We start from the raw sequence: 15,112 nt of genomic DNA on the forward strand, positions 1-15,112 counted from the left end.
ATAAAAAAACACAAGGAATGTCTTCATTGACACACCTTGTGTTTTTTTTATTTCCTATGCTACCTTTATAATATCCTCACCACATTTAAACTTGCCGTAATTGTTCCTGCAATAGTGGTCACATGCCCAACACCTAATGGACCATTTTGTAATATTAACGTTGAATTTGCGCTCGCCACATTCACAAGAAGTGTATTTGAAATAGCTGGTTCGATTACTACAGTTGATGTCGTTACGTTTTGTATAAAACTCCCTGTTAGTTGTGTTCCATTTAATAGTAACCTAACAGATACAGTCTCATTCCCACCGTTCGCGTCCCCTTGAAAATAGTAGCTTACTAAATATATTCCTGGTGTGGATACCGTGACAGTTGTAGCACTAGTTAAAGATACACCAGTTCCATATACAGTAGATCCTGAATTAATTGGAATGTTGGCATTTGCTGCAATTGTACTTGTTGATGTAGAAAAGAAATAGCCGCCACCTGTTGATATTGCAGACGATCCAGTTGGACCGGTTGATCCAGTTGAACCTGTAGCACCAGTTGGACCCGTTACTCCGGTTGAACCGGTTGCACCGGTTACTCCTCTTATTCCTTGTATCCCTGTCGGTCCAGTCGCACCTGTTGAGCCAGTCGATCCAGTTGCTCCCGCCTGACCCGTCACACCTTGTGGACCTTGGATTCCTTGTATTCCTTGTGGACCCGTTACTCCCGTAGCTCCGGTCGCTCCCGTTGGTCCCGTTATCCCTTGTGGACCTTGGATTCCTTGCACCCCTTGTGGACCCGTTGCTCCCGTAGCTCCTGTTGCTCCCGCCTGCCCCGTTACCCCTTGTGGACCTTGTATTCCTTGCACCCCTTGTGGACCCGTTGCTCCCGTAGCTCCTGTTACCCCGGTTAGACCAGTTGGACCTGTTGATCCAGTTATTCCTTGTATTCCTTGAGGTCCAGTTGGGCCTGTTGGACCAATCGGACCTTGAATTCCTTGAAGACCTTGAATGCCCTGTGGACCGGTTGGCCCCTGAATTCCTTGTATTCCCTGAATTCCTTGCGGGCCTGTTGCACCCGTTGGACCAGTTGGACCCTCTGGACCTTGCACTCCTTGTATTCCAGTCGCACCGGTTGGACCTATATCTCCTTGTGGACCTTGTATTCCTTGAATTCCTTGAGGACCAGTTGGACCTGTTATACCACTTGGCCCTTGCACTCCTTGCACTCCTTGAGGACCAGTTGGACCAATCTGACCTTGCATTCCTTGTAGACCCTGTAAACCTGTTGGACCGGTTGCTCCCATTACTCCTTGCTCACCTTGTATTCCTTGTATTCCTTGCGGGCCTGTTGGACCAATTGGACCTTGTGCCCCTTGCACTCCTTGTGGACCAGCCTGGCCTGTTGCTCCTATCGGTCCTTGTACTCCTTGTAAACCCTGTAATCCAGTTGGACCGGTTACTCCCATTACTCCTTGCGGACCTTGAATGCCTTGGTCACCCGTTGGACCAGTTGCCCCCATCGGTCCCTGTACTCCTTGCAAACCTGTTAAACCAGTTACTCCGGTTAGGCCAATCACTCCTTGTACGCCTTGGATTCCAGTCGTCCCAGTTGCTCCTGTCATTCCGGTTGCCCCAGTTGCTCCCGTCGGACCAGTTGGACCTCCTGGAGATCCTGCTGGACCAGTTGGGCCGGTTGCAGATCCAGTTGGGCCGATTCCCCCAGTTGAGCCTGTTGGACCTGGATCCCCTTGCAAGCCCGTTACTCCTGTTGGGCCTATTACACCTTGCACTCCTTGTATCCCCTGAGAACCTGTTGGACCAGTTAGACCCATCTCACCTTGTGGCCCTTGTAAACCTTGAACGCCAGTTGCTCCTGTTGGTCCCATTGGCCCTTGTTCCCCTTGAATTCCTTGAGAGCCTGTTGGACCGGTTGGACCAATCGGACCCTGAATACCTTGTATACCTGTTACACCTTGTAAACCACTACTCCCTAAATCCCCTTGCATACCTTGTATACCAGTATTTCCTGTTGGACCAGTCGGACCTAATTCGCCTTGCACTCCTTGTATACCTTGTATTCCTGTTGGACCCGCCTGCCCGATTTCACCTTGCATACCTTGAATGCCTTGTATTCCTGTTAGACCTGTTTCTCCCATTGGACCAGGTATTCCTTGGATTCCTTGAATTCCGGTTGGACCGGCTGGCCCCCTTTTTCCTTGTATACCTTGAACACCTTGAATTCCCTGTGGACCTTGTTCCCCCATCAGTCCTTGGCTCCCTTGAGAACCTCGTGGCCCAGTTAAACCTGTTGGGCCTATTGGACCGATTTCTCCCTGCACCCCTTGCACTCCTTGAATTCCGGCCGGACCAATTGGCCCTTGAACGCCTTGTATTCCTTGCGGTCCAGTCGGTCCACCTAAAGAACCTGTCGGACCGGTTGGACCAGTTGGTCCCGTAATACCTGAAGGCAGAAAAGGAATAGGTGCTTGAAACTTACTACACTTATCTTGCTCCTTCACAAGCATCTCCCCCCGTTATAACATATCAAACTATTTTTAATACATTTAAACTAGCTGTTATCACACCAGATAATGTCGTTACATGACCAATAACTAATGGACCATTTTGCAAAGATAAAGTAGCATTTGAAGAAGCAACATTAATGACCATCGTATTAGAAATCGCTGGTTCTAATACAAAACCTGCCGTGACGTAAAAAATAAAACTCCCTGCGACTTGCGTACCATTTAACGTAAGCCTCACGGAAATCGTTTCATTTCCAGCAGTTGGATCACCTTGAAAATAATAGCTGACTAAATATATTCCCGGCGTACTTAACGTTACAGTTGTTGCATTTGTTAAACTGACCTCAGAACCAAAAACTGTAGATCCGGAATTAATTGGTATTAACGCATTCGCTGCAATTGCACTCGTTGAAGTAGAAAAGAAATAACCGCCACCACTAGGTAAACCAGTCGCTCCTGTTGCACCTACAATTCCTAAAAAACCTATAGGCCCTTGACTACCAATGGCTCCAGTAGGTCCCACAGCTCCAATCGGCCCTTGACTACCTTGCGCTCCAACTGACCCTATGCTACCACTAACCCCTGTCATTCCACTTACACCAGTTGGACCTTGTATACCTTGTATACCCTGGATTCCTTGTATTCCAGTTACCCCTGTTGTCCCTGTATTCCCTGTCATTCCCGTAATTCCTTGTATCCCCATAATTCCTTGAACACCTTGCAACCCTTGAGCTCCAACTACTCCTGTTACTCCCACCTGACCTGTTTCTCCAGTTTCACCAGTAATCCCAACATTTCCTTGTGGTCCTTCGGGTCCCTGAATACCTTGCGTGCCTTGTATTCCTTGCGGGCCTGTTATGCCGTCTTCCCCCACATTCCCTTGTGGACCTCTAATTCCTTGCGCTCCTGTTGGACCTGTTATTCCTTGGATTCCTTGAACACCTTGAGTACCTTGTGGACCAATTGGGCCTGATATCCCTTGTAATCCTTGATGTCCTTGCAAACCAATCGCTCCTGCCTGACCTGTTATTCCTTGAACTCCTTGCATACCTTGAGCACCTTGTGGACCAGTCAATCCATTTTCCCCTTGTATTCCTTGAGGTCCTTGTATCCCTTGAACGCCAGCTGCTCCTGTTTCCCCTCGTATTCCTTGTAGACCTTGTATACCTTGTGCTCCAGCTGCTCCTGTTTCCCCTCGTATTCCTTGGGGACCTTGGACTCCTGCCGCTCCTGTTGTGCCTGTGGGACCTATTATTCCTTGTAACCCTTGTATTCCTTGTGCTCCTGTAGGACCAGTTCCCCCTTGTATTCCTTGCATACCTTTAGGACCTTCTGCACCAGTTGGACCAATTTCTCCCTGCGGACCTTGTATTCCTATTGGACCTTCTACACCAGTTGCTCCTATTATTCCTTGGGGACCTTGGGGACCTTGAGAACCTTGTGCACCTTGTATTCCAGCTACACCCACTACACCTTGAGACCCTTGTGCTCCCCTTGGACCTTGAGAACCAGTGGGACCAGTTATACCTTGTAACCCTTGCATTCCGATTACACCAGTTCCGCCTGTTACACCATGTGCACCAGTTTCACCGGTTGGACCTGTTGGTCCACCAGGTGGACCGGGTGGACCAGGTGGACCGGGTGGACCAGATGGACCGGGTGGGCCAGATGGACCGGTCACTCCACTAGATGGACCAATTGGACCAGTAGTGCCCATCGGACCACCCGGTGGTCCTTCTAGGCCTTCCGTACCAATACTCCCTGTTGCTCCTGTTATCCCTCGTACTCCTTTTGCTCCTTGAAAACCTGTGGATCCATTTATTCCTTGTATTCCTTGAACACCTTGTGGACCTTGAGGACCTATTACACCTGTTAACCCCCTTATTCCACTTATACCTTGAGGTCCTTGTATTCCAGTAGAACCAGTTGGGCCAGTTACACCTTGTAGCCCTTGATCACCTTGTGGTCCTTGCCCTCCAGTAATTCCTTGTATTCCTTGCGGGCCTTCTTCTCCTTGTATGCCTGTAGTTCCATCCTCTCCTTGTATTCCTTGCGCTCCTTGGGGACCTTGAGGACCTGTTACACCTGATATCCCAGTCCCCCCCATTTCTCCTTGTATTCCTTGTGCGCCAGTTTGTCCTTGCTCTCCTGTCTCTCCTTGTATTCCTTGGGGACCTTGTAGCCCTTGACTACCAGTAGGTCCTGTAATCCCTTGTATACCTTCTAGTCCTTGTAATCCAATATCACCAACTGGACCTTGCTCTCCAATTAATCCTTGAGGACCTTGCAAACCAACTGGACCTGTTACACCTTGCTCTCCAGTATCACCAACGGCACCTTGTATTCCTTGAGCTCCTGTTGTCCCTCGCGGACCTTGGATTCCTTGAATACCTTGAGGACCTTGTGGACCAGTTGCGCCTCTAGGTCCAGTGATTCCCGGAGGCCCGACCGGACCTTCATGCCCTCCAGTTGGACCTGTTGGACCACTGTTACCAGTAGGGCCAGTTGCTCCTTCAAGCGGAAGAGGCAGTGCCACTACAAATTTTTTGCACTTTCTATGATGACGCACAACAATCCCCCTTCCCCAAAATAATTACACTTTTTATATGAAATGCATTTTTATATGAAAAGTACATCTTTGACCTCATTTTTAAAAAAATAAAGAAGCCTATCATTTCATTTATTTGAAATGATAGGCTTCTTTTTATAAAGCACTTTACTTTCTCACCTTAATAATAAAAGTCGTTGGCACCATTCTAGCTTTATATAAAGAATAATATTTCGTAGACGGCTCAGCTAGTTCTTCATCAAATGAGCTAGATGGTTCAGGCTCTTCTATTCTCTCAATTGTAAATCCCACTCTATTTAACTCATTTATGTATGTACTTATTTTTCTCTTATATAATGTCGCTTGTACATTTTCTCCTTTAAATGTTTCAAACGTAATAGGAGTTTCCTCATGATAAGAAGACTTTAAAGCAATTTCTTCTGTACCATACTGTAAATTTGAATATACCGGATGCTCCCAACTAAAAACAAAGCTTCCTCCTGGCTTTACATATGAATGAATCAGTTCCAAAGTTTTTCTTAAATCTGAAGTCCAACCTAATGCATAAATGGAATATACAATATCAAAATACCCTTTCGGAATATCCACTTCCTCTTCCATTGCTCCACATATTAACTTTGGATTGCAACACTTTAACGTTTCATTCGCTGTTTTAATTTGTTCACTTGAAAGATCAAGACCCCATACTTCCTCTGCCCCATGTTCTGCCATATATTGCAACGAATGCCCACTTCCACATCCAATATCAAGAACCTTTTTATTTCTGATTGAATCGAACAAGTGAATATCATCTTCAGACGCTGTATATGGACCATATTTCGGTAAACAATCCACTTGAAAGAAATAAGGTGCAACTGTATCCCAACACTTTTTATTTAAAGCTAACATTTGTGTACCTTTCATATCCTACATTCCCCCATCCAATTTTCTTCCCCTAATATAAATTAAACATTATAACCCGATCTCCCTTTTCTCTTCGCCCGGTAATTTTTCACTTTCGCAATCGTTCCGCACGCTCTTCCTCCTTCTTCTCCAGCATACATACCGCACCATCTTTTACTTCCATTTCGCGAATGATCATAAAATACCCAGCGACAATCTGGGCATGCTTTTAACCTTCCCCACAAATTTTCTTGAATCGTCATTAAAACAATGCTTAATACTTTTGTATATACATTCTCTTCGTACACAGGCTCATATGTAATACCTTTCATATCTGCCTTTACATGTACATGAAATGGGTATTTCTCTAACCACTTTTGCAATGATCCTTCGCCTTCAACCGTCACCCGAATATCTTCTCGAAAACTTTTTAATTCCTCTATCGTATGAAATGGAACCTCTTCATGAAAATATTCTTTCATAAAGAGCATGATATCCTCTTCTGTTTGCAGCATATCAATTGGCTCTCTCGTATCGTTTGGTATTTTCCATGTATTTAAAAATTCCCGAATATATTCTAATTCATTTGGTGCATTTTGATTCAATTCCATCCACCTTCTTCTTAAAATTTACTTTTTTCTGACTTTATGTATAATTATAATATAAAATAGTTAACCATTAAATATTTTTACTGGTTACAATATTAGGAGGAGTTCTATGAAAAGTTTCTCAATACCGATGCGTTTCATGCTTATTTCTTCATTTTTTATGTCTTTTGGGTACTTTGCAGTATACGCATTTTTAGCTATTTATCTATTAAGCTTTCTTCATTTTTCTGCTGTTCAAGTAGGAACAGTGTTGACGGTTATGACAATCACATCACGAGTTATCCCATTATTCTCAGGATTAATTGCTGACAAAATAGGCTATATCATTATGATGATAGCCGGATTATTTTTAAGAGGAATCGGATTTATCGCTTTAGGAATATGCTCTGATTTCTATACAATTTCTATTTCTTCTGCACTTATTGGCTTCGGAACTGCATTTTACGAACCTGCTGCGCGCGCCATATTCGGCTCACAACCAGCTCATATGAGAAAAAATTTATTTACATATTTAAACCTTAGTTTTAATTGCGGAGCAATAATCGGACCAATTGCAGGAGGGTTCTTACTCTTACTCGATCCAATCTATGCTTTTTCTCTAACAGGATCTCTTATGCTGTTATTCGCTTTTATCTTTTACTTACTTAAAAATCACTTCCAAGTCACTACTGAAAACACGTCTATTACATTAGGGCTACAGGCTATCTTACAAAACAAATCTTTCCTTTTGTTTTCATTTATTATGATTTTCTTCTATATTATGTTTACTCAGCTTACCGTCGCACTTCCACTTCATATGAAAAACATTAGTAATAGCAACCAGCTTGCTACACTAGTTATTACGATGAATGCAATAACAGGCGTCATATTTATGGTGTTATTCCGAAAACTATTTCACAAATACAACACACTTTCAATTATTAAATACGGTGTTTTATTAATGAGTATTTCCTTTTTACTCATTCCTTTATTTCAACACCCATATTGGCTATTCATTTGTGTAATTTTATTTACAATCGGTGAAACACTCGTATTACCTAACGCTGATATCGCTATTGCAAATTACAGTAACGAATCATATACAGCTACTTACTTCGGATTCTATCAATTATCACTCGCATTTGGTTTTATCATCGGTAATTATACCGGTACATCTTTTACATCCAACTTAAACGGCATGTATACACCATGGCTTATTTTCGGCGGAATAGGACTTATTGGTTTTATTTCACTACATATTTTAAATATTAAAAAAGGGATCTCTAAAGAGGATATATACCTATGTAATGAGACGAAACATCTTTAACACATTACAATTGTGATGGTACCTTTAGACAAGCAGCCTATAATAAAAAAATTCGACCATCATGTTTGACAGTCGAATCTTTTTATTTTTCATATTCAAAATGATTATGTCTTTTACAACCAAATAAATAGCAAGCCCCTATATAGTCCGTTCCAAATTCTAACCCTGGAACATATCCAGATTTGATATGTTCTATCATTTTTTTATAACAATTATTCTCTTCTATATATTCCTCAATTAACTCTTTCTTATCGTTTTCTGTCCAATTTTCTTCTACTTCTTCATTCTGAACATCTTCTATTTCTACTGTCTTCGCTTCGATAGATTCCCGTATAACTTCATTTATACGGGAGAAATTATTAGCTTTATATAGAGCATAAACAAATCTACCAATCCAATTGGGACTTTTCCAGTATTCTTTGTATCCCTTTTCGAACCATTCAATTGCTTCTTTATAGCAATTCAACTCAACATATAAATCTGCTACATTAATTTCTCCTACAAAATCATCAGATTTCCTGTTAAAAGCATCCAACTTCTCTTTGGCTTCTGTTTTTCGCCCTAAATCAATTAAACATTTTACATAGTTATACATTATAATGTCTGAATCCCCTGCAACTCGCAAGAAAAATTCCGAAGCTTTTTCCACCTCTCCAAGATTATAATGAGCTACAGCTACATTGTGATATGCTTCATCGGATGGTTGAATCGAAATAGATTTTTGTAATGTATCTTTCGCTTCTTCCCACTTTTCTTGTTTCATGTAAATTTCCCCTAAGATGTTATAAGGAAAGTATGAGGAAGGATTCAACTTAACAGCTTCTTTTATTAATTCAAGAGCTTTACCATCATTCTCTTCCTCATATTCATTTTGTTCAAACATTTCAATTGCCTTCTCGTTAATGTTCAAGTAACTACCTCCGAAGTGAATGAATTCATCTATTCCCTATCATCATTTTAATATGTAAAAATTGTAATTTCTATAAAAATAAGATTGCTTCGTATTAAGCTCTTTCTCCTGTCTACATTTCATCATATATTTGGATATCCAATTCGTAATGATTTTATCAACACCGCTTTCTAAAGAAAATATATACCTATGTAAAGATACGAAATCTCTTTAAAAATTTTCAAGTTTGGTAGAATCACATTGTCATCAAATTACAAGTTGTTTGCCAGGACAAAAAAACTTGTATAAGTCACATAAACAAAAGCGAAGCCTCAGAAGAGACTCCGCTTTTTGGGCTTTGCAAATGCGCCATTTTGTGAAACTAATCCACATTAACATTATTATTTACATTTTCTATGCTCGTGCTTCATACAATCATGTCGCGGGAAACACGGTCGAACTGGTATAACCTCGGGGACTATTGGTGTTATAACCGTTGACGTATTATTAGAAGGGTTTGGATCAGGTGTGTCACTACTTACAGTAGCCGTATTTATTATAAACCCGATTGCATTCGGACTTACAAACCCTCTAATAATTATAGTAACAAAGGCACCACTAGCCAATGTTCCTAAATTTAGTGTCCCCGTCCACGGACTAAACGTTACTCCTCCATCTACTGAAAACTCCACATTGTTGAGTTGACTCGGTATTGTATCTGTTACAACGACATTCTGCGCACTTGATGGTCCGGCATTCGATACAAATAATGTGTAAGTTAGGAATCCACCTGGAGGTATTGTGTTTGCATTCACTGTTTTTATTATTGAAACGTCTGCTGATCCACCTACAGGCGTAACAACGGTAGATGTATTGTTGTCAGGATTTGGATCTGGGGTCGGTGAGCTTACGGTTACAGTATTCGTAATAAATCCGTTAGCAGCAGAAGTCAATATCCCTCTTATTAAAATGATTGATGTTTCACCTTTTGGTAAGTCACCTATATTCGTAGTACCAAGCCATGGATTAAACGTGATTCCTCCATCTACTGAAAATTCTACATTCGAAAGTTCTCTCGGTACTGCATCAGTTACCGTTACAGCCGCCGCATCTGACGGGCCAGCATTCGATACTAATATCGTATATGTGAGTACCTGACCTACCGACACTGGCACTGTGCTTGCCACTTTTACAACAGAAATATCAGCAGAAGTAGTCACTAATGTCATAGTAGTTGAGGTGTTATTCGTTGGATCTGGATCTGGTGTTGTTGAACTTACGGTTGCGGTGTTTCTAATGATTCCCCTAGCAGAGGAACTTACCATTCCTCGAATAAAGACAGTCACTGATGACCCGCTAGCTAATGTTCCTAATACAATAGAACCAGGCCATGGATTGAACGTATTCCCTCCATCTACTGAATATTCCGGATTCAAAATCTCGCTCGGTACTGTATCTGTGAGTGTAACATTTTGAGCATCGGATGGTCCTGCATTTGCTACAACCAACCTATAAGTGAGTATCTCTCCCGCATTCACTGGATTCGGACGACCTATTTTCACTACTGAAATATCCGCTGACTCAGTTACTGGTGTAACAATAGTTGATCTGTTATTTGCTAAATTTGGATCTGGTGTCGGCGAGCTGACTACTGCCGTATTCCTAATGAAGCCAGTAACTGATGATTTTACTGTTCCCCGAATTAAGATCGTTACGGAAGAGCCATTTGGCAATGTACCTATATTCGTAGTGCCAGGCCATGGACTAAACGTTACCCCTCCATCTGTTGAAAATTCTGGATTTGAAATTTTTCTTGATACAGCATCTATCACTGTAACAGCTTCTGCATCTGACGGCCCTAAATTCGAGACAACTAAAGTATAAGTGAGTATCTCGCCTGCGTTTACTGGGTTCGGGTTTCCTGTTTTCACTACTGAAATATCTGCTAATGCATTCACAGGCGTATCAATCGTTGTTGTGTTATTCGTTTGATCTGGATCCGGGGTCGTTGAATCTACGGTTGCGGTGTTTCTAATTGTTTCCGTAGCAGAGGCACTTACCGTTCCTCGAATTAAGAAAGTAATTGAAGCCCCATTTGCTAGCGTACCTATATTAATAGAACCCGGCCATGGATTAAACGTTACTCCTCCGTCTATTGAATATTCCGGATTTAATACCACACTTGGTATAGCATCCGTTAACGTTACATTCAACGCATCATTTGGGCCTGCATTTGATACTACTACACTATAAGTCAGTAATTCACCAGCAATCGCAGGTGATGGATTAGCTAACTTCGTCACAGAAATATCCGCTTCAGTATTCACCGGCGTAACGATCGTTGAGGTGTTATTGTCCGGATCTGGGTCTGGGGTCGTTGAATCTACAGTTACTGAGTTCGTAATTAACCCCGTAGCCAAAGGATTTACCGTTCCCCTTAGTATAATTGTTTGTGAAGCCCCATTTGCTAGCGTACCTATATTAATAGAACCCGGCCACGGATTAAACGTTATTCCTCCGTCTGTTGAATATTCCGGATTTAAAAGTTCACTTGGTATAGCATCCATCACCGTAACATTCAATGCATCATTTGGTCCCGCATTTGACACTACTACAGTATAAGTGAGTATCCCCCCTGCAAGTACTGGACTCGGATTCGCTGTCTTTACTACTGAAATATCTGCTGACGTATTTATCGCGCTAAACTCCGTAGAGATATTGTTTGTTGGATCTGGATCCGGCGTCGTACTATTAACTACGGCTGTGTTCGTAATTAATCCCGTTGCTGAAGGATTTACCGTTCCCCTTAGTATAATTGTTTGTGAAGCCCCATTTGCTAGTGTACCTAAATTGATTGAACCCGGCCATGGATTAAACGTTACTCCTCCATCTGTCGAATATTCCGGATTCAAAATCTTATTCGGCACCTTATCTATGAGCATTACATTTTCTGCATCTGATGGTCCCGCATTCGATACTACAATTGTGTAGGTCAGCACATTTCCTGCAAGTACTGGATTTGGACTTCCTGTTTTCACTACTGAAATATCTGCTAAAGCTTCAACTGGTGTTTCGAAAGTTGAGGTGTTATTCGTTAAGTCAGGGTCTGGTGTTGTTGATTCTACCGTTGCTGTGTTTATTATCGATCCAGTTACATTAGCACTTACCGTTCCTCGGATCAACACTGTTTCTGCTGTGCCATTTACCAATGTACCTAAATTGATTGAACCTGGCCACGGATTAAACGTTACTCCCCCATCTATCGAAAATTCTGGATTTAAAACAACACTTGGTATAGCATCTGTTAACATTACATTTTCCGCATCTGATGGACCTGCATTTGATACTACAATTGTATACGTGATTACCTGCCCCGCAATCACCGGATTTGGATTCCCCAATTTCACCACTGAAATATCCGCCGATTCACTTACTGTTGTAACAACTGTTGAAGTATTATTCGTTGGATCTGGGTCCGGTGTTGTTGATTCTACCGTTGCTGTGTTTGTTATAGTTCCAGTAGCAGAAGTACTTACCGTTCCTTGAATCAAGATCGTTTCTGTTGCACCATTTACTAAAGTTCCTAAAGAAAGAGTACCAGGCCACGGATTAAACGTTACTCCTCCGTCTGTTGAATATTCCGGATTTAAAACAACACTCGGCACTGCGTCTGTTACTATTACATTCTGCGCATCTGACGGACCCAAATTAGATATGAAAAGCGTGTAAGTTAGTACGTTTCCACCGCTTACTGGGTTTGGATTTGCCGTTTTAATAATAGCAACATCTGCTGAAGCATTAACGGGAGTAATAACTGTTGAGGTGTTATTCGTTGGATCTGGGTCTGGGGTAGTCGAATCTACAGTCGCTGTGTTTGTGATAGAATCAGTAGCAGAGGTACTTACTGTTCCTCGGATCAATACCGTTTCTGTTGCACCATTTGCCAAAGTTCCTAGAGAAAGAGTACCAGGCCATGGATTAAACGTTACCCCTCCGTCTATTGAATATTCCGGACTCAAAATTTCACTTGGTATAACGTCCGTTAACGTTACATTCTGTGCTGCATTTGGTCCTGCATTCGAAACTACTATTGTATAAGTGAGTAGCTCACCAGCTACAACAGGTGTCGGACTTGCTGTTTTAACAACAGAAATATCCGCCGAGAAACTAATAGGAGCAAAAGAGGTATCAGTGTTATTGCTCAAATCTGGATCGAATGTTGTACTGCTAACAGTTGCAGTATTCGCTATAATTCCCGTAGCAGAAGGACTAACTGTTCCTCGAATTATAATTTGTACGGAACTACCTGTCGGTAAAGTTCCAAGACTTAAACTTCCTGTCCAGCTCTGAAAATTAATTCCTCCATCTAAACTATACTCAGGATTTAAAATCTCAGATGGAATATCATCCGTTAACGTAACATCTTGAGCAGCATCAGGACCATTATTCGTTACTTGTATCGTGTAGGTGAGTTCCTGTCCCGGCTGTACTGGTACTGGGCTATTCGTTTTCACCACCATTAAATCAGCAACATTATTCACTTGTAAAATATAATCTTCTACTTCTCCGTCAGAGGCAGGACCTACACTCCTTGTATCCACTGATGTTGGAGTTCCAGCATTCTGATTAATAAGATTATCTGTTGTTAATCTAAGTCTTACAAAAGTGTGACCAGGAGTTAATGTTACACCCGGTGGTACCGTGAAGTTCAAGATAACGGTTTGAGTCCCTGCAACTGAAGGCACTACTTGAACAATCGCTCCCTCATTCCCTTGAAATATTCCATCCTCATTAAAATCAATCCATCCATATAAATTAGCATCACTTCCTGTTTCATTCGTTACGGTTACATTTAGCGAATAACTAGTAGCACTAACAGAAAGTGTAGCAAGAGGAACCGTTAAGCCGTCATCTTGAATACCTTTTGAAATATCGTCACCTGTTGCTGTGGGATTTTGATAAGCATCTGTTTCCGCTGTAACTTTTGTCCCTAATACTAGTTCATTTACAATTCCGTGACGTGGTCCATTATTAGCTAGTAACGTAGAATAATTATCTGGTCCGTTACCCGGAGCAGTATTTGGAGCGTCACCAAAATCTACGTTAATTTCAGCTAGTAGACACATAGTTGCATCATTAAATGAGGTTGTAACGGTGCTAGAAAATAATGCGGCGGTTGCGGTATTACCAGCGATAATATATCGGTATATATTACCGGTTGGATTAGCAATCGCATAGATTATACCATTCGAGTCCAACGCAATTGCCCCAAAAGGCCCCGTATTATGAGGTGTTGTCGTTAAATTTGTAATTTGTCCTGTCGTGGGGCTTACCCTTATAGCGATACCGGTAGGTGTTATGCCGTATAAAAAATTATCTGACGGATTATATACCCAATCACTTACGTTTAGTGTTGTACTTAAACCAACGCCAAAATTACTAGTTTGTTCTGTATATCCAGTCGCTGGATTAACTAGTTTCATAAATGTTGCAGAATTTGGACGCAAATCAATTACATAGAATCTTGCAATATCATTTACAGAAATATATAGAAATCCATTAAGATCAAAAGCTCCAACGTTATAATTATCCACAGGTAATCCTGTCGGTAGAGGAAATAGAGCTGTTACATTTCCATTGTTATCTACACGTACAATGTTATTATTTAATTGATCATATCCATAAATATAATTATCCAAAGTATTATATGCAATAGCATTTATATTTACAGGGGGATTTACCGTTCCTTGAATCAATGTTGCACCAGTGACAACATTGATGTTATACCAAATAGATGGGGTACCTGCAAACTGAATCATAGTTGTCGTACAATCTAAAGGATTATTAACAGTATCGTGGCTAAAATTTTGATTCGCAATTGTTGCACCATTATTAATTTGAGCTGCGGTAACTGTAATTGTTAGTTTTCTCGGTCCATTTGACATAGTAAATCCATCAGGTTGAGTGAAATTTGTAGGTGGGCAAGTATCACCTGGATTAGCGACAGGTTCATATACAGTATAAGTTCCTGCCGCAGTGACAGTAAAACTATAATTTCCATTTATATCTGTTTGGGTAGTTATACATGTTGCTGCCGTACTGCTAAATAAAACAACAAAAACATTAGGTATTCCTGGCTCTCCAGGATCAAATTGACCATTGTGATTTAAATCATTAAATACAATTCCCGATATTGTTGCTGCCAAACATTATCACTCCCGTCTCACTTACCATCTTATATATCTCAATCAAAAAATATTTCATTAGGCCAAATGTATTATAAAAAGCTGTCCTAATTCTTATTGATACCTTGCTAATAAAGACATAACTATTCCACGTATTTTA

The 15,112-nt window shown here is 41.3% G+C and carries 7 protein-coding genes; 1 reads left to right on the forward strand and 6 read right to left on the reverse strand.

The window, feature by feature from the left end; all coding sequences use genetic code 11:
- Window positions 1-65: 65 nt before the first annotated feature.
- The 4 genes from I6L50_RS22505 to I6L50_RS22520 form a co-directional block, all read right to left on the reverse strand.
- Window positions 66-2,513, reverse strand: a complete 2,448-nt coding sequence (locus I6L50_RS22505) for a BC_3345 family exosporium-associated protein (RefSeq protein ID WP_219303168.1) — start codon at window positions 2,511-2,513, stop codon at window positions 66-68.
- A gap of 19 nt (window positions 2,514-2,532) precedes the next feature.
- Window positions 2,533-5,082, reverse strand: coding sequence for a collagen-like protein (locus I6L50_RS35000; protein ID WP_257475410.1), 2,550 nt, complete (start codon window positions 5,080-5,082; stop codon window positions 2,533-2,535).
- A 147-nt stretch (window positions 5,083-5,229) separates the two neighbouring features.
- Window positions 5,230-5,985: a class I SAM-dependent methyltransferase gene (locus tag I6L50_RS22515; RefSeq protein WP_219303169.1), complete on the reverse strand. Its 756-nt coding sequence runs from the start codon at window positions 5,983-5,985 to the stop codon at window positions 5,230-5,232.
- Window positions 5,986-6,026: 41 nt separating this feature from the next.
- Complete coding sequence (locus tag I6L50_RS22520) at window positions 6,027-6,569, reverse strand: CGNR zinc finger domain-containing protein (RefSeq protein WP_219303170.1); 543 nt, start codon at window positions 6,567-6,569, stop codon at window positions 6,027-6,029.
- Window positions 6,570-6,681: 112 nt separating this feature from the next.
- Between I6L50_RS22520 and I6L50_RS22525 the strand changes: the two genes are divergently transcribed.
- Window positions 6,682-7,878 carry an MDR family MFS transporter gene (locus I6L50_RS22525; RefSeq protein WP_219303171.1) on the forward strand — a complete coding sequence of 399 codons (1,197 nt, stop codon included), beginning with the start codon at window positions 6,682-6,684 and terminating at the stop codon, window positions 7,876-7,878.
- Window positions 7,879-7,960: 82 nt separating this feature from the next.
- Here the strand turns inward: I6L50_RS22525 and I6L50_RS22530 are convergent, their stop codons facing one another.
- A complete protein-coding gene (locus tag I6L50_RS22530) occupies window positions 7,961-8,788 on the reverse strand; it encodes a tetratricopeptide repeat protein (RefSeq protein ID WP_219303172.1) in 828 nt (275 codons plus the stop codon).
- A gap of 380 nt (window positions 8,789-9,168) precedes the next feature.
- On the reverse strand, window positions 9,169-14,973 hold the full coding sequence (locus tag I6L50_RS22535) for a DUF7507 domain-containing protein (RefSeq protein ID WP_219303173.1): 5,805 nt from the start codon (window positions 14,971-14,973) through the stop codon (window positions 9,169-9,171).
- Window positions 14,974-15,112 lie beyond the last annotated feature (139 nt).

It is taken from the genome of Bacillus sp. FDAARGOS_1420, from assembly GCF_019344915.1.
GTDB classification, from domain to species: domain Bacteria; phylum Bacillota; class Bacilli; order Bacillales; family Bacillaceae_G; genus Bacillus_A; species Bacillus_A mycoides.

What these genes read in the sequence shown, in the direction of transcription:
- I6L50_RS22505 (WP_219303168.1), bottom strand. Translation starts at nt 2,513, where the DNA reads ATGCTTGTGAAGGAGCAAGATAAGTGTAGTAAGTTTCAAGCACCTATT.
- I6L50_RS22515 (WP_219303169.1), bottom strand. Translation starts at nt 5,985, where the DNA reads ATGAAAGGTACACAAATGTTAGCTTTAAATAAAAAGTGTTGGGATACA.
- I6L50_RS22525 (WP_219303171.1), top strand. Translation starts at nt 6,682, where the DNA reads ATGAAAAGTTTCTCAATACCGATGCGTTTCATGCTTATTTCTTCATTT.